Below are 19,454 nucleotides of genomic sequence, written 5' to 3' on the forward strand. Positions count from 1 at the left end.
CGCGGGCAAGCCCGGAGCCACCCAACAGCACGCAAATGGCGCGCGTTTCCCTTGTCGCATGAGGGCATGCGTTCATGACGTTCTCCTTCAGGGTGTGAAGGGGAACGCCTCGTCCCGATGGGGAACATGGTGGTTCCCCAACTTGGGATGCTTCAACCTTGGCGGTTGAAGCGGCTCGGCGGCGGCACGGTGAGGTGCGCCGATGACACGGTGTTCAGCATGAGGGCTGAACGAGGCACAAGGCCATTGACATGGCCTAGCTGAACCGAGGTTCAGCTTCTACAAGGCAGGTCACGACTGCGACGCCAGCATGGCTGGACTTCAGGGAGACCGAAATCTCCATTGAAGGCTTCGTGAACGCGATGTCCACAGGTAGCCATTGCAGTATGGATTTCCCCTGCCTTTTGCTCAATAGATCAGGCTAGGAAGGCAGGGAACGCCATCGACAAAGCATGGTGAATGGCATCGCTTGGCCGTGGCCCATTGACAAGCGTTCGGCAACCCATCGGTCATCGCGCGAGCAGCGACTGCAAGAAATATGTGAGCGAAAGGACCGCGATCAGCAGCGCCAAGCCCACGCGTAGCATTCCCTCTGGCAGATATTTCTGAGCAAAGGCGCCGATGTAGGTGCCGACGAGCCCACCAAGCCCCAATAGCAGCCCCAAGGGCCAATCGGGTGAGGACTGTGCACCGTCGGGACCTGGCAGCAAGCTGTAGATGCTGACGCCCGCTATCGAGGTGATGAATGTTGCTAGCAGTGTTGCACCAGCGACGGCAGGGATACGCAGGCCTAGGAATCCCACGAGAACGGGCGCCATCAGCGCGCCCCCACCGATTCCATACGTGCCGCCGATGACCCCGACGACTAATGCCAGTGCAGCAACAGTCGAGACGGTCTTCTCCGTAAACCGCGGCGAAACGACATGCCGACGTCCTGCCCTCTGGGGCAGCAACATGCGTACGGCAAGCAAAGACAACACGCCGCCGACGAAGAGCCGAAAGCTGTGGGGGTCGAAGAGCCAATGCGTTCGAACCCACCATCCGATGAACAGGCCTGGTAGTGTTCCAGCTGCAATCAGGAGACCCAGTCGGACGTCGAGTCGGCCATCACGTGCAAAACGCCAGATGCCACCAGGTGTGGAGACCAGATTGAAAACCAGGTTGGTTGCTGACACCGAGAGCGAAGTGATGCCAAGCACACTAATTTGAAAAGGCACGAGCAGAAATGCTCCGGAAATGCCTACCATTGAGGTCAGGAAGGAAACGACGAAGGCTGCACCAAACGGGATGACGGGCGATACGGCGATACCAGACGTATGAAAGTACATCAGGCCATTCTGACTCAGCCTTTTATATGCAATTGGCATATGCAAATTCGGCTTGACCCCTTCATCAATTCGCGAGTTCAGAAGCGTCAGGGCGACTTTGCTGAATGCGTACGCCGTTGGTGCGTGCAGTTGGAATGGCAAAGAGACTGTGTCCAGTCTGATGAAGCGATTGACGATGTGCGATAGCTATTTTTCCGTTATGCAGATCATTCAAAGCGCTTCAAATACCGAGAAAAGACCCAACCTTGAACGCTGGATGTGTGGTCAGGGCTGGTCCACGAAACGAGTGTGAAGTCCTTGTCTTTCTGTAGAACATGCACTGTCTGACCAAAGTGAAGCTGGCCTATGACTGGGGACCGGGCCGATGCACTTGAGCGAACCATCAGGGAGTTCGTGGCAACGTAGCGGTAGTCGCTCAAGAGCCTCAGGTCTCCGACGGTGTCCGAAGCAGCTTGCTTGACAGCTTTGTGGGCTTCTTGGCGAGGCTTTTCTTCCAGCAACCTCTTGACGTAGAAGTCGCCGATAGGCGCCAAGAACGCATTGAGCAGCAGAAACACCATGGGCACAACAATGAGCCACAGCACCTTCTGCAGCTTGGGCTCGCTTGTCTGGGCAATGGCTGCCAAGATTTGTTCAAGAGCGGCTTCCGGGGTCGGTTGTTCGGCCGCCTCGTGTGCGATGGTCCGCATCGCCACGGATGCCTGCGCCTTGAGCTTGGCGTCTAACTCTTGCCAAACGGCGCTGAAATCTGTGCTCTTGAGGCTGGCGTGCAAGCCTGACTTGGCGATGGAATCGACGAGTGCCTTTTCGGTCAGTCTTTGAAACGGCGTTTGATATCCCAGCAGGCTCTTTCGGATGTCTTCGAACGGGTCTTGCCAAGCCTTGGCCATGTCCATGGCCGCCCTCAATGCGGAGCCCTTGGACATGTCGTCAACCATGCGCATCAACTCAACTGAAACGCTGCTCGACGCGGCGTCAATTTGCCGTTGAAGATCGCCAAACAACGCCGCGTTTCCTGTGAAGGGGGCGGCCGAGGCAAGGATGTCCGCGTATTGTTTGCCCAGCATCTGCTGCTGACTCAGCTGCGCTACGCGGATTGCAGCAGCATGCGCGCTGAGCCCCTCGTGCTGACGCATGATGCGTTGGAGGTCCGCCGCCGGCCCAAGCGCGTCCAGATGCTTGCGCCAGCCTGCTGTGACGTCGGAAGCCTTCACCAAGGACTGCACCAATGTGTCGGGTAAGTGACGTCGCCAATCCACGCCACCAAGTTTGTCGATGTCAGCCAAGTTTTTTGTCTCGTTCATGGACACGCATTTTGACTGATGAAGCTGCTCGTGTGTTTGCCCTAGTCAAGGAGCGGCCTCTGAGGTGGGCACTACATGTAGCGCTTGAGTGCGCGAGAATAACTAGATATAGTGTTTGGCACTCGTTGTGCGCGAGTGCCAATGAGGGGCAAACCCTGTCCCAAACTTCAACGAATCCACAGACACGCATGGCCAAGGTTTTCTTTTCCTATTCGCATGACGATGAGGCATACCGGGACCAACTGGAGAAACACCTGGCGTTGCTCCGACATGAGGGGCTGATCGAATCCTGGCATGACCGTCGTATCCTGGCGGGCGCCGACCTCAACCAGGTCATTGACGATCAGTTGAACCAGGCGGATGTGATCTTGCTGCTGGTGAGTGCGAGTTTTTTGTCCTCGCGCTACTGCTATTCCATTGAAATGGCGCGTGCGCTGGAGCGCCAGAGCAGGGGGGAAGCGCAAGTCATTCCGGTGATCGTTCGGCCTTGCGATTGGCAGCAACCGCCCCTCAGTGGCTTGATGGCGGTACCCAAGGATGGCAAGGCCATCACCATGTGGGCCAACCACGACGAGGCTTACACCGACGTGGCGCGCAGTATCCGGGCTGTTGTGACGCAACTGGGCGGGCGTGCTCATGACGCGGGTACCGTCAGCAGGGCTCAGCCGCCTGCAGTGGCCAGCCCTGTTCGAGCAGAACAGGTGTCGCTGCCTCGATCCAGCAACCTGCGCATGCGCAAGGAGTTCACCGAGCGTGACCAGGATGAATTCCTGCATGCCGCATTTGATTACCTGGCGCGTTTTTTTGAAGGATCTCTGGCTGAATTGCAAGCCAGAACGACGGGCGTCGAAGGCGTCTTTCGTCGGATAGACGCCAATGCGTTCAGTGGCGTGATCTACCGTGACGGCAAGAAAGTTAGCCAGTGCGGTATCCGTCTTGGTGCTTTGGGGTTCCGCAGCGGTGGGATCACCTATTCGTCAGATCCTTCTGCACCGGCAGGCAGTTACAACGAGATGGTGTCTGTGGACAAGGACGATCAGGCCATGTACTTCAAACCTTTGGGCATGGCGATGCACAGGGGAAGGGATGACAAGCTTTCTCACGAGGGACTCGCTGAGTTCTTCTGGGAGCTGTTGATCAAGCAATTGCAGTAGGCCAAAGGGAACAATGACATTCGATCTGTTCACCCCGCAAGTGGAAACGGCCCGGCAGCATCAGGTTTTCAGGATGCTGCTGGACGAACAGTACGCGCCTGAGCGTGCCGTGCTCAATGCTTGGGCTAGAGGATTTGAAGACCGCGACGGGAAGTTCGTACAGGAATTTCAGATGACTTTTGAGTCAGGTCTTTGGGAGTTGTATCTCAATGCCGCTTTGAGGGGCTGGGGGCTGTCCCCCGATATGTCCTTTGCCTCTCCCGATTTTGTGGTTGGTGAACCGATGCCGTTGTGCGTCGAGGCGGCCATTGCCGCGCCAGCTAAAGGCGGGAAGGCCCCCATCGGATATTCGATCGCAGACATTCCAGACGATTTCACTGAGTTCAACAGAGAGGCGGCTTTGCGGATTTGTAATAGCTTCAATGCCAAAGTCAGGCGCTATCGCAATTACTACTCGACCTTGCCCCATGTCGCTGACAAGCCTTTTGTCATCGGCATTGGCGCTTTTGATCGCCCGCTTGCGCACTTCGCGGCCAGTCGTCCAATCTTTGCTGCACTCTATGGTCTGTACCACGATGAAAGTGCAACGCCGAGAGGAGCGCGTCGTGTTGTCAGCTACAACGTCAGTTCTGCTGCGAAGTCGGAAACCGTTGACATCCCGCTCGGCTTGTTCTGCGACGACCAATATGCTGAAGTCTCCGCTGTCGTGTACAGCTCCCTGGCTACCTGGGGGAAAGTGCGTGCGTTGGCGGACAACCCGTTGGCAAAGACGGTCTACACCACCTATCACCCCAATGGCGATGACATCAAGCCCAGGATCAAGGCCACGTTGAAGGCTGCTTACGAGGAGCACTTGCTCGACGGCGCCTACGTGCTGCACAACCCATTTGCACGTCGCCCGATTGCCAAGGGCATGCTTTCTCACGCGCGGGTTGCAGAGGTACATGTGGCGACCGACGGCGAGCTGCTCATTGATGCCCCTGAGGACTTTCTGTTGGTGCGCACGCTCATGTCGGTCAGGGAGCGCGCCTGAAGGGCGGTAGGTTCATGCATTTGTCTCGTCTTTCCTGGGCTCAATGGCCTGCTGAGCAACTTTCTTCAATCGCCAACACATGATTGCGTTCGACCCCAACACCTGGCTGATGTACGAAGGCTTGTCCAACCACGGACATGGCGTCTCACCAGCCCCGATGGTTTCTGTTGCCACCTTCGTTCAGGCTGAGGCCGACTGGCGCAAAGTGCCCTGCAGCGGTGCTCTTCGCAGCGCCATGTGCGTCTTCAGGGAAGATTACTTCGACCCTGTCAGTCGCATCAGGCGGGGCCGGTTCTACGAGGTGGCGGGGCGGCAACAGCCTGATCAGTGGTGGGTCCACAAGCACCCGGTCTTGCCCGAGGATGTCGGTCACCAAGCCCATGAAGGGCGATTCACCAAGTCGCTCATTTCGTTCAGCCCAATGGGCAATGTGAGTCAGCGATTGGTGACCACGCCACGCACGCTGGTCGTTCTAGGTGCGGGGGCGGCAGTCACAGTCTGGAACATCGTCTCAGTCGAGCGGTCGGGCAACGACGAGGATGTGGTGACAATGCGTGCCCGCTCGAACCTCGGTTTTCTGCCCGATCTGGTCTTGGATGCCATTCCGTCAGCAGCGAGAGAGCGTGTGAGCGCCGCCGTCATCAAGGTGGTAGACGGCGCGCATCGATCTAGTGGCATCACTGTGGTGGACCTCTGCCGAGATGCGATGGGCGTGATCTTGTCCGCGCACCTTCATCTGGATGCCGGGGAGGATGCGAAGGTCATTGAAAAGGACCTTGGCGCGTTGATTGCGAAGCTGCCACCGGAATCAAAGCTGTTTCGTGCAGCAGCAGATGTCGTCTGCAAGCTCCACCCCAGGGGCAAGTCCAATGAGCAGCAGCGTCTGGGCACCCGCGACGTCACGGACGCCGATGGTGCCTTCGCTATCGAGGCCCTTGGGTTTGTGCTTCGTGATCTGGGTTGGGCGCGTTGAGCCCTTGGCAAGGGTTGCCCCAAAAAGGAGCAGCCCGAGGTTTCTGCTATGGGCAGGCGGACAATTGCCCTCCAATGCGGTAAGTTATCCCCAGTTTCTGTGGATAAATTTGCCCGCCAGGGTGAATGACACCTGTCCTGCACCGTGGGCACAATCAACACCTACGTGTGTGTAGGCGCCGAACATGAGCGGTATTGAAATCTACGTTCGCCATCGATCCGATGGCGCGATGCTCAACTTTCACCTGTCTTCCCGTGATCGCCAGGCGCTGGTCCATGCCCTGACAAAGGGGACCATGGAAGATGCCTCCATCCCCATCCATCTTGAGCTGTCCTTGTTGCCACAGTGGCTGACAGATCCAGAATGCCTGCACGCTCGGATCCCGATCAGCGCCATCAACTTCAGCGTCAGCGATTGACGCGGACTGTGGACAAGGCATATGCATCTGACACCTGAGGAAGAGCGGTACAAGCAAAAGATCAGGACTGAGATCAATGGACTTGTCGGCGCGTATCTGACCCTGACCGAGCCTGATTACAAACGTCTGATGGACAAGGTGGAGGCGGAGACGCTGGCTCAGATCGTCCAGGCGCGTCAGGCAGGACGGTCCCCTTTCCAGATGGAGCAAGACCGGGTCGATGCTGCCAACCGCTTGATCGCGCAGGAACGGGATATCGAGCTCAATGGGTATCACATGAGTGCCCCCGATTTCAACCGCTTTTTGCCAACCCTCAGTGAAGTGAGCTTCATGCCGGATTTGGCAGGTCTTACCTTGGGCTGTATGCCTATTGTGGACGCACTGTTCATGGCGTCATCACCTGACTATCGGGTCGCCAACGAAGGATTGGACGCGCTCATGGGGGTTTGCGACAACTTAGCTGTCGGCGGCTTCGTTCGGGCCCTCAGTCGCAACTATGAGGTGTTGCGGCGATCCAGGATGTTGAAGAACCATGACGTGCATGCCGTCGGCTCACGCCATGCTTGCCCAACGTGTTCAAAGCTGGATGGCAGTTACATGCCCATAGAAGGCATGCTGCACCTCTACGAACTCAACATGGTGCCGTTTCCCCATGAACTGCCGTCGGATGACCAGGCGGCATGGTGCCCGGGACCGACATTGTTGTTTGCTGCGAATGATGTGTTTGGATTGCGCAGCTGACGCAACTGGTGTCAACACGAAAGGTACAACGTGGGAAGAAAGAAAACGCTGACCTGCAGACGATGGGGCTGTGAGGAGGCTCCGTTCCTGGGAGGCTTGTGTGAAGCGCATCATGAGGAGGACCGGCTGAAGCAACTCGCTCGTCGCTCAGCCATTGATGCCCTCAGCACATCGTGCATAGCTGGGAAACTCCCAGAGAAGCCTGGTCTGAAGGACGAGCTGCTCAGGGTGATTCGTTGGTGGGACAAAGCCTGCTTGGCGGTGAATTCCGGGCGCCAAGACAACGTTCTTCTAGACGAAACCCAGTACGCGCCTGAGTGGTGCATCGCCATTGCCGATGCGATCATTCAGGAGGAAATGAATTTTCGCCAAGGGCTGGATGACGATGCGACGGTGTCCTTCCTCAAGAAAGACACATGGACACGCTTTGAACATCTAGAGGCGGGCTTCATGAGCAATGGCGTCAAACGACCGGGGCGTTGATGGGGTTTGTCGGGCAGGCATGTCTTCGGCCAATTGGTCAAAGTGGTTGAGTCCACCCCATTGCGAGGCATCCCCGATCACATACAGGCGATGCTTGGCCCGCGTGATGGCCACGTTCAGCAGGTTGGGCTTGCCCGAGGCCCAGGCACGCGCTCCTGACCCGGCCTGACCAGGGGCCGTGCCCAGCACCAGGAACACGATTTCTGCTTCCTTGCCCTGGAAGGTGTGCACGGTTCCGCATTCGATCTGGCCCAACCCTGAATCCTTGATCCGCTTGATGCAGGCGTTCTTGACCTTGCGAAACGGCGAGATCACGAACACCTTGGCGGCCTTGTCCTTGCCTCCGGCCTTCCTGGCAGGTGTGAACGCCGGTTGCTGTTGAAGTTGGCGCAGGCAGTTCACCAGGACATGGAGTTCGTCTTCGACGACCGGATGGCTGGCGCGGGTGGCGCGAACGTCCAGCCAGGCGCTGTCACCAAGCACGCAGGTGAACTTCGTTTTCTCAGGCTGGCCTTGATCGTCCACACGGCCATGCACCATCTGTTCGGCGTAGGCGATGCGGTTGGCCACGTTGAACATGGGATCGTCGCAGCGACGGTGCGTGCGCAAGGGCATGCCTGTCCAAATGGGCTGAGCCTTCTCCGAATCTACGACGGTGCCCGTGACTTGGGATGCGACCCAGGAGCCATGCCGGGTGACACGGTCGGCCAGGGTCTGAACCGATTCGTCATTGGGTGACCACAAGGGGTCCACGGCGTGGCGGCGGCGGAACTCTTCGACCAGCATCAGGGGCACGGTGAACACGGGTTCGATCTGCAAGGGATCGCCCACGAGCACTGCCCGCTGACTGCGCCAGATGGCACCTGCTGCAGATTGCGGGGTGGCTTGTCCTGCCTCATCGATCAGCAGCCAGCCCAGGCTGTCCTGACCCATGCCAGCGAACAGGCGGTCGAAGGAGGCGAGGGTGGTCGAGACCACCGGCACGATGAAGAAGAAGGCGTCCCACAACAGGGGGCGCTGCTCCAAGGACAGCTTGTCTTTCAGCGAACCGGTGAGCATGCCGTTGACGGCGCGCAGGTTGCCGATGAACTTGCCTGCGTTGGCCAGCACTGTCAGTCGGTGCAGCTCCATGGCTTGCAGGAAGATGCGAGCCCGCAGTGCGTCCAGCGCGGGGCTGACCGCCACCGACGCGCGATGGCGCTGATCGGCGGGCAGTTGCCAGAAACTGGCGTTGGGGAAGTGCCGCGCCCCGGCGTCGTGTCCGGCTTTCAGCGCACGTTGGTGGCCTTGCAGTTCGCGCTCGGAACCCTGTAGTGTCAAGACCTGGGTGCGGTGCGCCTCGCGCTGTTGCTCAAGCCGTGCCTCGGCCATGGCGCCATCCTGCGCCAGTTGGGCCAGCGCTTCGGTGGATTGTGCGAAGGCCAGCGTGGGCTCGACCAGCGTGGCGCGCAGCGTCTTCATGCGTTCGGTGTCCTGCCCAAACAAAGCGCACAGCTTGTCCCACAGCTTGGGCAGGCATTGTGAACGCGCCTGGTCGAGCGTGGCCCGGCGGGAATCGACCAAGGCATGCTGGATGGCCTTGTTGTCCTGAAGCTGTTTGAGGTGGCGGCTGGCTTGGTCGATGGCTTCGGCCAGGGCCTGCACGGCATCACGCTGGGCATTGACCCGCAGTTGGCAGGCATCGATCCGCTGAGCCGCTTTTTCAGCTTGAAGCAAGACGCCACGGCGGGCATCGAAGTCATCCAGCAGCGCCAGGAAGGACTTCTTGGCCGCATGCCATTCGCCCTGATAGCGCGTGTAGTCGTTGCTGGCCGCTTCCAGCAGTTGTTTGATCGACGGTGGCAACGGATCGGCGGGCGCAGGCGTGCTAGCTTGAGCGGCCGCACCTGGGGCATCGTCTACTTGTGCATTGCCGGGCGATGACGTCTCGGTGTTGGGTGCCTGACGCGCTTCGTCCCGAAAAAATCCCCGGGCGAAAGATCGGCGGTTCCCGGCGTTGCCCAATGCGGCAGCCACCAGGCCCCAGCAGTCGATGGGTTGCTTGTCGTCGTCCACCACCTTCTGGGCCGCGAACACCTCTCGGATCACCTCGTCAAAGTAGGTGGCCGAGGCAAAGTCGCTGTGCACCTTCTCGCGTGCAGGCAGCTCTTGCGTGATGTTCTTGACCGCGTTGTTGTTGGTGCTGGTCACAACGATGGACGAGCCGCCCACCACCTTGGCCTTGAGGGGGAAGAAATTCCTGCCCGCCACGCTCACGCTGTCTTCGAACAGCTCGATGGGGCGGCTGAGCGCGGCGATCTTGCGTGCGCGCTCTGTGACCACCTCGGCGATCACGTCGCACAGCAAGGTGGTCTTGCCCGTGCCCGGTGGGCCGTTGATGCCCAGCGTGCCGCCATCGCGTCCCAAGGTGCTGAGCACCTGGGCCACCGCGGCCTGCTGAGCCAGCACCAGCGGGGCCTCTGGTGAGGCTGGCCAACGAGCGCTGGGCAAGCGGGCCACGCTCACCAGTTCACCCATGGCCGCGTGGTCGTTCAGGATGTCGATGCGTTGTTCGGGTGCTATGGGCGCGCCCAGAAAAGTGCTCAGGGCTTTGCCAAAAGGCTTGTTCTTGCCCCCCTGAGTGATCAGGCGGTTGAGGTCATCCAGGTAGAAGGAGTTCAGGTAGTCGATGGCGGCGTTGAGGCTGTCGTCGAGGAAACGGCGCTTGACCCGTGACACCCGAACCACCACACGCCAGTCCAGATCAGCCGCATCGGCCCCTGGGCCCAGCAGCTTGCACACGGCGCGCAACTCTTCGTCCAGATCGCCCCAGGTCAAGGGGTTTGGCGCTGGTGGGGTGTCCGGCTGGCCAGTGGTCGGTGTTTGCTGCGCGTCGGTGGCGACGGGCCGAAGGTGGTGGCGTCGTTGACCGAACTCATCGGTGGCACGTGCCAGTCGGGCGTTGACGTTCTCCAGCGGCTCGGAATGCCACAGCGCATCGACCCCGTGTGCAAAGCTGGCAGGCAGGTAGCTGTCGAGCTTGGGGTGGCCATCTTCGTTGGCGACGAAGGCAGCAAGCCAGCCGTTTCCGGTTGCGCGCTGGCGTTCGCGCTCGCTGAGGTCTTCCTCGGGGAACACCGATTGCAGCATCAACCGGGAGAGGTCCTCCGTGTCGGCCACGCCCACATAGACGACATGGACGTAGCCATGCTCTTGTGTTGGCTGAAAGTGAGGGTGTTGCCAAGGCAGGACATCGCCGCGCCTGAGCGTGACGATCTTGACCTGGTCGCTGCTGTCCTTGGCCGATGGTGCGGTGGGGATGTTGAAGACTTCCAGGTCACGCCAGAAGCGCAGGACAGAAAGCGGAGCGGTAGCCGATGCGTTCAACGAAAGACCTCGTCGGTGAATATCGGCGCGTACTTACAGCGTGTCCTGACCGATCAAGGGTGGGTGATCTGCGCGCGTGGCAACCAGACCGAAACAGTGGAAATGGTACAGCGCTTCAAGGAAGGGTTGCGGCCACAAAGTTCCTTGTGGATCGATGGGTGGAGTGGATTGAGGGCCTGTGGACGGCCATGTCCACGACCTTGATTTCAGAGGGGCGGATGAGATTCTGAATGCATGGACGCGCACAAGGCATGTCCCTCAACCGTGCAGGAGCCCCTCATGAAATTCACCAAGGCAGAGATCGATGCCGTGATCGCGGCATCCCCCCGCACCACAGCCCCCTTGAACAAGCTGGTGCTGTCGGCAGACCATCAGGTGCGCCCAGGCGGCAGCACCAGCAAGATGAGCATCGCCGAGTTGGCCGCGTCCATCCTGGACTGCGGCGTGTTGCAGAACCTGATCGTCATCAAGGACCCGCGTGGCCTGTTTGAAGTGTGCGCCGGTGGCCGTCGCCTGGAGTCGCTGAACTTGCTGATGAGCAACGGCGATATCCCCGACAACTACCCTGTGCCCATCCTCATCGTGCCTGCTGACAAGGCGCTGATGGCCAGCCTGTCCGAGAACATCTTTCACGTGCCCATGCATGCCGCCGACGAGTACCTTGCTTTCTCTCGCCTGTTGGGCGAGGGCAAGTCCGTCGAGACGGTGGCAGCGGCCTTTGGCGTCACACCCTTGGTGGTCAAGCGCCGCATGAAGCTGGCAAGCGTGTCGCCCAAGCTGATGGACGAGTTCCGGGCGGATGACATCAGCCTGGAATGCCTGATGGTGCTGGCGTCGGTCGATGACCACGAAAAGCAGGAACAGGCCTGGGCTGGCTTGCCCCAATGGAACCGCCGCCCCGACTACTTGCGTCAGTTGCTGACGCAGGGCGACATCGAGTCCGACCGTGACCCGGTGGCGAAGTACGTGACGCTCAAGGCATACGAAAAGGCCGGTGGGGCCACACGCCGCGACCTGTTCAGCGACGATGACAAGAAGGCTTACCTGCTGGACGCGCCATTGCTGGAGCGGCTGGCCGTGGACAAGCTCAGCAAGAAGGCCAAGCAGGTGCGTGCCGAGGGCTGGAAGTGGGTGGACGTTCGAGTGCGCTATGACCGTGACGAGTACAACGGCCACGTCGAGTTGCGCAAAGTGCGACGCGAACCCACCGAGCACGAGGCCACTGCGCTGGCGGAACTGGAGGCCGCGATGCAGGCCGTTCAACAGCGTCTGGATGCGCTGGAAGACATGGACGACGATGACGCCGATCAGGATGATGGCGCGGTGTACCAGGAGCTTGAAAGCGAGCAAGCAGCCTTGCAATTGCGGCTCAAGGCCATCGACGATGAACTGAGCGTGTGGCCCGCCGACCTGATGACGCAGGCCGGGTGCGTGGTCCACGTGGGGCACAACGGCGCGGCCACGGTGAAATGTGGCCTGATCCGTCCGGAGGACCGCAGTGCCGTGGCCCATGTCCTGACCCAGGGCACAGGGCAGACAGGCGAGTGCGGTGGGCAAGGGGATATGCTGTCTGGCCCATCGGCCAAGGTTCGCCCGGTTCACTCTGACAAGCTGATGCGCCGCCTGACGGCACACCGGGTCGCCGCCGTGCAGGCCGAATTGATTGCGCGCCCGGACGTGGCCTTGGTGGCACTCACGGCCCAGTTGGCGCAGAAGCTGTTCCTGAGCCGCGACTACCGCTACCACCAGCAGCCACAGGTGCTGGATGTCTCGGTCACGGACAGCCAGTCTGCGCTGCAATCTGCTGCCGATGACATCGAGGCCAGCCCGGCATGGCTGCGCATGGAGGCCGAGCGCAGCGCCTGGGCGCAGAAGCTGCCCCAAGATCTGGATGCCGTGTTCCCGTGGTTGCTGGCGCAAGACCAAGCCACAGTGCTCCAACTGCTGACCGTGGCGGTGGCGTGCTCAGTCACAGGCATTCAGGGCGTGGAGTCACCGACCCAACGCACCGACGTGCTGGCACAGGCCTTGGGCCTGGACATGCGCCGCTGGTGGACAGCCAACGGCCCTTCCTACCTGAACCATGTGTCCAAGAGCCGCGTGGTGGAGGTGGTCACCGAGGCGAGGGACATCAACGTGGCAGCGCCGCTGGCCGGTATGAAGAAGGATGCCGCCGTGGTAGCCGCTGAGTTGGCCTTGGCGGGCTCCGGCTGGTTGCCGCGATGCCTGAGGGGCCAAGCTGCCTCGGTTGCGGCGACAGGCGAAGTCGGGACGGCCAGTCTGGACGATTCCCATTCTGAGGCCGATGAACTCGCGGAGTCAGCGGCCTGAGGCTCACAGAGCTTTTCCCCCAAACCCGGCGCAGACAAGGGCTCTGCGCCGTTGGCGTTTGTCAAGACGACCCCTCTGGCGGCGCTTCGGTCTTGCCATCCACATCCAGTGATCCTGGATGGCGCTGCACCCGCACCGCACCAAGGTAGGCCCCCGAAGCACGTATGCGCGCATGCCCGGCCAAACGGGACACGGATTGTCTGGCCTGACGGTCCAGCTCCGGTGGCACCATCTGCCCGCCGCGCACCGGGGGCGCGGTCCCGGCCAGGGCCTCATAGTGAGAGATCAGCACCTCATGGCGCAGGCCATGTGCGGTCACCCCCCGTTCTCGCACGGTGATGCCGAACTTGGTCAACACGTAGTCAAAGTGCCTGAGGTTCTTGCGAAGGTCATGGGCAGGGTTGCCCATGTGGGCATCCTGGCTGCTGACCACGCCCTGCGCGAATGCCACGGCGGCAAGTCGCTCAGGGCTGTCCAGTGGAATGTGACGCACCCGGCCTCCCTTGCCTTTGATCCTGGCGTATCGATCTGCCGACTTGTCCACGGGCGGAAGGCCCGTGGACTCGAAGGGCACGATGCTCTCAAATGGCCGAAACAGCACCGATTCCTTGCGCCGCAGTCCCATGGCGCGGATCAGCCGCAACGAGGCCCCCACAAAGCGGTCGTGCTCACAGACCTGGGCAATCACAGTGTCGATGTCCACCCCTTGTGCCGACCACCCCTTGTCCCGGCTGGCGTACTCATGGCGCTGGTATTCGTCAACGCTCAAGCCGTAGTGGTCTGGTGATCGCACGAAGCCATGCTTGCCCATCCACATGGCCAGCCCACGCAGAAAGCTCAGGTAGGTCTGGATCGTCGCCGGGGCCAGGTGCTCTTGCTGCCAGACCTGCACCATGGCCCGGATGTGCTTTTGCCCCAGGTTGCGCGGGTCAGGCACCGTCTTGAACCCGGCCTTGGTCTTCAAGTCCCGAAAGAATCGGCGCAGGAATTGGGCGCGCTCCTGCCGTGTTTTGTGTGAGACGGTTTTGGCCATCGAGGTGTGCAGGGTGTTAAACAGTTCGATCAACACCTCCAGCACCTTGAGCGGTGGCGTCTTGCCCGTGGGGTAGTGGGCCAGGATGTCCTGGGGCGACTTGCCCGCCCAGCTTTGACGGCGTGCGGGTTGGTGCTGGCTTGAGCGCCCCGGGCTGGATGCTTCCTGAACCCGGCGCCGTGGTGATCTGAGCGTTGTGGATCGAGGGGGGGATGAGTCAGACATGATGTGTGCCCATGGTCAAGGGCCCGCCGCCCGAACAGCGGGTTGGTCGTGAGTGAAGGTGGAATCCCATGGAGATCGCCAATGGTGCGGATTCCGTCGCCCCATCGGTTCGTGGTCAAGCATTCAGCGCCGCACGCAACCACGACGGGTGCGGCGCCTACCCAAAGGTTTGTCGGTCGGTGTGCCTGCAGTGATGCATCGACACCGGCCAACTCGGTCTTTCTTAAAAACGAAACGGGTGATCCGTCCCAGTTGTGCATTTCTGCAGCCATGGGGTTGGTGATGCCGGTTTGCCTCAGGGGCAAGGGCAGCATCGGCGCGGAGGTCTGGCCTTTCGCGTCTGTGGTGGATCAGTTCTGGATTCGGAGCGCCATCCACTCGCATGGGTCCCCCCCTGACCGAAAGTCCAGGACGGTGCCGAGTTCATGAGCGAGGTCGCACGGGGAGCCTAAAGAGGCAAACACAACCGTGCGGTGCGCAAAGGCGCGTGCTCAAGGGATGGCGGGAACAGCGGTTCGGCATCGGGTGCCGACTGCGTGCTCGAAGACCGTGGCGCGTTTCAGGAACGCCCAACTCTGGGAGTTGGCTGGGCCATCGGTGCATGCACTGCGAAGAAGACCTCATGGCCATCACCTCAGGGGCGATGGCGAATTCCGGTTCAAGGACCAGAGCTTGGAGGGCAGGTAACGACTGCGACGCCTTTTGCTCCATCAGGAGCAGAGCCAGGACGGCTCTCGGGAATCTGTAGTGGACTCGCCGGGAAGCTTTCGGTCAAGGCCCGCAACCGCAATGGTCCCCATTGCCGGGGCCTTGTGCGTGGCGAACTTGGTACGCGCAACATGCCCTTGAGCCGTGCTTATTTACTGATATGGCTTGGGCGCCAGACAGCCCGTGGGCTTGACATCAAAAAATCCTGCCTCTGGTTCCCAACACAGGTTCTCGATGGGCTGAGGTGGACCTCGATGGCGCCTGCCTCGGGCGTGGCGACAGGGGTTGACGAGTGTCATTCGAATGAGAACGTGGTGACACACGCGACCCCAGAACCAAGAGCGCGAGGGTTTGGCAACAGGCTAATGTCATTGCGGCGCATGCAGGCTGACAGTGAATCTGCACCGATGCCGAAATCATGTGTTCTGAGTCGGGGTTTGCCGTGGCGGGATCGTGTCAGCTTGCTGATGCTGATCGCTCATGAACCCACGCCTTGGAGGCTCATCATGGATTTGATCGTCAGAGCGGTGGATGTCGGATCAGGCAACACCAAATACGTCGTTGGCACGGAGGGCACCGAGATCCGCTGCGCCAGCTTTCCTTCCATTGCCTACCCGAGCGCCAGCGAGACTCAGGCCTGGTCGGCATCCGAGCGGCGCAAAACCGTGTCCATCCCCATTGGACACTTGTTCTACGAGGTCGGGCCCGATGTCCACCTGGTGGCCGATTCCGTGCGTGCAACCCAATTGCACGACGAGTACACCGACACGCCCGAGTACATGGCCTTGCTCCGAGGCGCCTTGCATCTGATGAAGCAAAGTCGCATCGACCTCCTGGTGGTGGGCCTGCCCGTGGCCTTGTTGCACCTCAAGAAGGCGGCGCTGGAGAAAGCGATGACGGGAACGCATGAAGTTGGGGGTGGCAAGACGGTGACTGTCGTCAAGGCACTCGCTGTGGCGCAGCCTCAAGGGGCGTTGGCTCATTACGCATCGGTGCACAAGAAGATGGCCACCATCGGCAATGAGCAGAGCTTGATCATCGACCCAGGCTCACGAACCTTCGACTGGTTGGTGGCCAGGGGCATGAGGCAGGTGCAAAAGCAAAGCCATTCGTTCAACCGTGGCATGTCGGATGTGCTGCGCCTGATCGCGGCCGAAATCAGCAAGGACATCGGCAGCCCCTATCGCGACCTCGACGCCATCGATCTGGCCTTGCGAACGGGCAAGCAGCCTGTGATTTTTCAGAAGTCCTACGACATCACCAGGTTCATGCCCATGGCTGAGGCGGTGGCGCAGCAGGCTGTGTCGGCGATGAAGCAGTACATTGAATCGCCACATAGCTTGCAGAACATCATCCTGGTTGGCGGCGGTGCCTTCCTGTTCAAGAAGGCGGTGAAGGCTGCGTTCCCGAATCACAAGATCCATGAGGTCAAGGAACCCATGTTTGCCAATGTGCGGGGCTTTCAACTGGCAGGGCAGAACTATGCGCGAACGGTGATGGCCGCGCCACGGGCTGATCAAGGTGCGACGCCGTCGGGGAGCAAGCCATGAATGCCAACGCCAAGGTCAGTGGGGAACCGATACGGCTGGTGTTTGAATTGGCGCGTGCCGATCACCCCAGGCTGTACGACGATCTGATCCAGTTCCCCAAGGGCACCAAGAGGATCAATCGACTGAGGGTGCTTGCATACGATGGCTTGCTCATTCAGAGCGGGCACATCGTTTCCATCGTGGCGTCTCGCTCAGGCGGTGATCAGCAAGGGGAGGAGGTAGGTCGCGGGGAACAGATCACCAACGATTTGTTCGGGCCGTCCATCGCGGACTGATCAGAAAGCTGTCGAAGAGGTTTCTCCGATGGGTGGCACGCAGCGCGTCAGGCGTTCTTCCTGAGGTGGTCGGCGTAGCTTGAAAATGAAGGTCTGCCTTTGCTGGTGTTCAGCTTGGCCAGACTTGTCTTGCTGATCCGCTGCTGAAGGTAGCCACATACCTCGTCGAACCTATCAACGGATATGGACGCTTAGCAAGCGATCAATAGACGGATCTAGTCGTGTTGCCGCTGATCTGATCGCTTTATGCCGATCAAAAATGTTTTACGAGGGGAAGGGGTTGCCCATCGTTGATTGCTGCTGGACCGCTTCGGCATTGGCCTTGAGGATCGCGATGGCTTGCCGCACAGCAGGGGATCGGCAAGTCAAGGGGTCCATTTTTTCCATGAAGTAGCTGGGATGCTCCAACATGAGTTCATACACTCGGTGAGCAAGACCGCTGTCCTGGACCGAAGCAATCATGGCCTTGCAGGTGTCCATGGCAGCGAAGCGATTCTGCCGATCGGCGGCGATGATTGCGGCTTTCAGCGCGTCTGCCTTGTCTGACTCAAAGACATGCTGAGAGTGAAACAAGATGGACATGTTGTCGGCGACTGTTTCGGCAAAGCTCCAACCGTACTCTGCGTGCTGCGACATTTCAAGATAGCCCTGAATGAAGCTTGCCAACCGTCCAGGGGGTAACGGCGCTTCGGCAATCGCATAGAACAAGTCGGAGGGCATGTCTATGCATACCCGGTGGCGTTCGCTGGGTGAGAGCATGGCCAACTCGTCAATGAACTGCCCCAGTTCAAGTAAGTCAGTTTGGTTCGTGGACTGCCATCGATCGATGATTGCCTGCTGTGTTCCCAACACTCCGCCGGAGCCATTGGCTCGCCCAAGGATTACGCTAAAGGCCAGAGTTAGACTTTGGCGCAAGGCGGAAAGCGATGGGTAGCGGCGTGCTTTGTCCGGGGCGCAGGCGCGCTCAATGACCACAAAAAGCGGGGGCGGAAGGAGCCCCGGCGTCAAGTCTGGTGTGTCTAAGCCGCTGAGCAGTACAAAAAACGTCTTGCCTAACATGTAGATGTCATCTGAGGCATCTGCATGGCGGAATCCTCCCGCGAAGAACTCCGGTGGCATGTATCCGGGTGTGCCGCCATATACGGATGTGCGGGTGAACGCAGTAGCCGCGTTCGGTTGTACGCACAAGCCCAGATCGGACACCACCAAGGTGCCGTTCCCTACGAGGAAATTCTGGGGCTTGATGTCTCGATGGTAGACGTTCTTGCTGTGTAGTTGCTCGATGCAGTCGATCATCCTATTTAGGTATTGCTCCGCCACCGCCAGGTCTTGTCGAAGGTGCGCAGCCTGATTCATCAGATCACCATGTTCGAAGAACGGCATGACAAAGTAGGGCGGCGAGTGTTCTAGGTTCGCATCCAGGACTGGGGCAACGTAGGGGCTTCCGTTGAAGCTCTGCATAACCCGGACTTCACGTCGAAATCGATTCTTCGTGTCGTCGTCGGTGTGGTTGCAATATTTGAGAACGAGCCGCGTGTCAGGCAAGGCGAGTGGACTGACGAACAGGACCGTGCCCATGCCTCCAGCAGAACTACACAGCCCCGTAACCTTGTATTTGCCGTCTACAACAGAACCTGCACTTGACATGTCATCGCCTCCCTCAGCACGTATGGCCCGGGAACCCCTCCCGTCAGCCCCTTAGCTTAGGCGCATCTCGTCGTTTGCAAGTGGCCGATGAGGTGCCCATGTGGCTTTCCAATAAAACTCGATAGCCTGCAGTGCAGGCTAGCCCCGAGCAAAGGGAGGTCGAGTTCATGTATCGATGGGCACCGCCTGCAAAAGGTGTCCCTGACTATGCCCTGGTAGCCCGGGTTTGTATTCAGTCAAACGAATCATTTGACAAAGTCTAGAAAAAAAACATAAACTTTGACAAATGGAGGGCATCCAATGAGTGACGGACCGCACAGAAGCCTTGGCCTTAGGAAGCCATGGCGACAGTTGGCTAAGCTTTGCGACAACGCTGCATACGCACAAGCGGAGGTCACTCATGCAGCCACCAGCGCACTCGTAAGCGACTTCAATGAGGTGTCTGGTGCCTTGCTTAAGGCCATCAAGCGTGTCTTCGATTGCGAGGGCAATTCTCTGGGCTCTCCAGAAATTGCGATGTACCAGTTGAACCTCGCTCGTTCTCTCGCTGCTGGGTCGGTCTTTGGGCAAAACGCTGTCAAGTGCAGCCAGATGCTAGTCAGCGAGGGCAAGTTAGAGCCCGAGAGCTTCAACATTGCAATTGGCGTGGCCGCGAAGATGCGCGGTCAAGCCAACTTGAGGGCCTTTCACGAGCACTACCTCGAAAAGACGAGCGAGTTCAGGGCTAACAAGGTAGTTCGTCGCTTTCAAGAGGCTATCGACTCGTTGTCGATTGGTTCGCTGGGTAACATCCTTGTCGAAGCACGTACCACCAGGATCCGGCCAACGACCAGAAGCACCGGACTGGACGAAGGGGTGCGACTGTGACCATCTATGAGCCCAAAG

General features: G+C 59.7%; 15 protein-coding genes. 10 read left to right on the top strand and 5 right to left on the bottom strand.

Features of this window, described 5'->3' with window-relative positions; all coding sequences use genetic code 11:
- Positions 1 to 509 precede the first annotated feature (509 nt).
- Positions 510 to 1,469, bottom strand: a complete 960-nt coding sequence (locus tag DEH84_RS08665; protein WP_218929773.1) for a sulfite exporter TauE/SafE family protein — start codon at positions 1,467 to 1,469, stop codon at positions 510 to 512.
- A gap of 65 nt (positions 1,470 to 1,534) precedes the next feature.
- Positions 1,535 to 2,632, bottom strand: a complete 1,098-nt coding sequence (locus DEH84_RS08670; protein ID WP_109036496.1) for an SH3 domain-containing protein — start codon at positions 2,630 to 2,632, stop codon at positions 1,535 to 1,537.
- Positions 2,633 to 2,820: 188 nt separating this feature from the next.
- On the opposite strand from DEH84_RS08670, the gene DEH84_RS08675 reads away from it, so the two are divergent.
- The 6 genes from DEH84_RS08675 to DEH84_RS19115 all read left to right on the top strand — a co-directional run bounded on the left by DEH84_RS08675 (position 2,821) and on the right by DEH84_RS19115 (position 7,434).
- Positions 2,821 to 3,786 (top strand): toll/interleukin-1 receptor domain-containing protein, encoded by a 966-nt coding sequence (locus DEH84_RS08675; RefSeq protein ID WP_109036497.1) that lies wholly within the window; start codon positions 2,821 to 2,823, stop codon positions 3,784 to 3,786.
- A gap of 13 nt (positions 3,787 to 3,799) precedes the next feature.
- Positions 3,800 to 4,819: a glycosaminoglycan attachment site gene (locus DEH84_RS08680; protein ID WP_109036498.1), complete on the top strand. Its 1,020-nt coding sequence runs from the start codon at positions 3,800 to 3,802 to the stop codon at positions 4,817 to 4,819.
- A gap of 79 nt (positions 4,820 to 4,898) precedes the next feature.
- A complete protein-coding gene (locus DEH84_RS08685) occupies positions 4,899 to 5,792 on the top strand; it encodes a hypothetical protein (protein WP_109036499.1) in 894 nt (297 codons plus the stop codon).
- 184 nt (positions 5,793 to 5,976) lie between these two features.
- On the top strand, positions 5,977 to 6,210 hold the full coding sequence (locus DEH84_RS08690; protein WP_159098916.1) for a hypothetical protein: 234 nt from the start codon (positions 5,977 to 5,979) through the stop codon (positions 6,208 to 6,210).
- Positions 6,211 to 6,231: 21 nt separating this feature from the next.
- Complete coding sequence (locus DEH84_RS08695; RefSeq protein WP_109036501.1) at positions 6,232 to 6,951, top strand: hypothetical protein; 720 nt, start codon at positions 6,232 to 6,234, stop codon at positions 6,949 to 6,951.
- A gap of 30 nt (positions 6,952 to 6,981) precedes the next feature.
- Complete coding sequence (locus tag DEH84_RS19115) at positions 6,982 to 7,434, top strand: hypothetical protein (protein WP_159098917.1); 453 nt, start codon at positions 6,982 to 6,984, stop codon at positions 7,432 to 7,434.
- Here the strand turns inward: DEH84_RS19115 and DEH84_RS08700 are convergent.
- Complete coding sequence (locus tag DEH84_RS08700) at positions 7,387 to 10,800, bottom strand: DEAD/DEAH box helicase (RefSeq protein WP_109036502.1); 3,414 nt, start codon at positions 10,798 to 10,800, stop codon at positions 7,387 to 7,389. The two genes, DEH84_RS19115 and DEH84_RS08700, sit on opposite strands and share 48 nt — an antisense overlap.
- A 279-nt stretch (positions 10,801 to 11,079) precedes the next feature.
- On the opposite strand from DEH84_RS08700, the gene DEH84_RS08705 reads away from it, so the two are divergent.
- Complete coding sequence (locus DEH84_RS08705; RefSeq protein ID WP_109036503.1) at positions 11,080 to 13,131, top strand: ParB/RepB/Spo0J family partition protein; 2,052 nt, start codon at positions 11,080 to 11,082, stop codon at positions 13,129 to 13,131.
- A 61-nt stretch (positions 13,132 to 13,192) separates the two neighbouring features.
- Here the strand turns inward: DEH84_RS08705 and DEH84_RS08710 are convergent, their stop codons facing one another.
- Positions 13,193 to 14,200, bottom strand: coding sequence for a phage integrase N-terminal domain-containing protein (locus DEH84_RS08710; RefSeq protein WP_245932727.1), 1,008 nt, complete (start codon positions 14,198 to 14,200; stop codon positions 13,193 to 13,195).
- Between the two features lie 1,403 nt (positions 14,201 to 15,603).
- On the opposite strand from DEH84_RS08710, the gene DEH84_RS08715 reads away from it, so the two are divergent.
- A complete protein-coding gene (locus tag DEH84_RS08715; RefSeq protein ID WP_058087161.1) occupies positions 15,604 to 16,647 on the top strand; it encodes a PRTRC system protein D in 1,044 nt (347 codons plus the stop codon).
- Positions 16,644 to 16,922: a hypothetical protein gene (locus tag DEH84_RS08720; protein WP_058087140.1), complete on the top strand. Its 279-nt coding sequence runs from the start codon at positions 16,644 to 16,646 to the stop codon at positions 16,920 to 16,922. The genes DEH84_RS08715 and DEH84_RS08720 overlap by 4 nt, the downstream gene beginning before the upstream one ends.
- 264 nt (positions 16,923 to 17,186) lie before the next feature.
- On the opposite strand, the gene DEH84_RS08725 is transcribed toward DEH84_RS08720, so the two are convergent.
- On the bottom strand, positions 17,187 to 18,569 hold the full coding sequence (locus tag DEH84_RS08725) for a serine/threonine-protein kinase (protein WP_109036505.1): 1,383 nt from the start codon (positions 18,567 to 18,569) through the stop codon (positions 17,187 to 17,189).
- Between the two features lie 300 nt (positions 18,570 to 18,869).
- On the opposite strand from DEH84_RS08725, the gene DEH84_RS19120 reads away from it, so the two are divergent.
- Positions 18,870 to 19,436 (top strand): hypothetical protein, encoded by a 567-nt coding sequence (locus tag DEH84_RS19120; protein WP_058087138.1) that lies wholly within the window; start codon positions 18,870 to 18,872, stop codon positions 19,434 to 19,436.
- The last annotated feature ends 18 nt before the right edge of the window (positions 19,437 to 19,454 follow it).

The organism is Aquabacterium olei (assembly GCF_003100395.1).
Classification (GTDB): Bacteria; Pseudomonadota; Gammaproteobacteria; order Burkholderiales; family Burkholderiaceae_C; genus Aquabacterium; species Aquabacterium olei.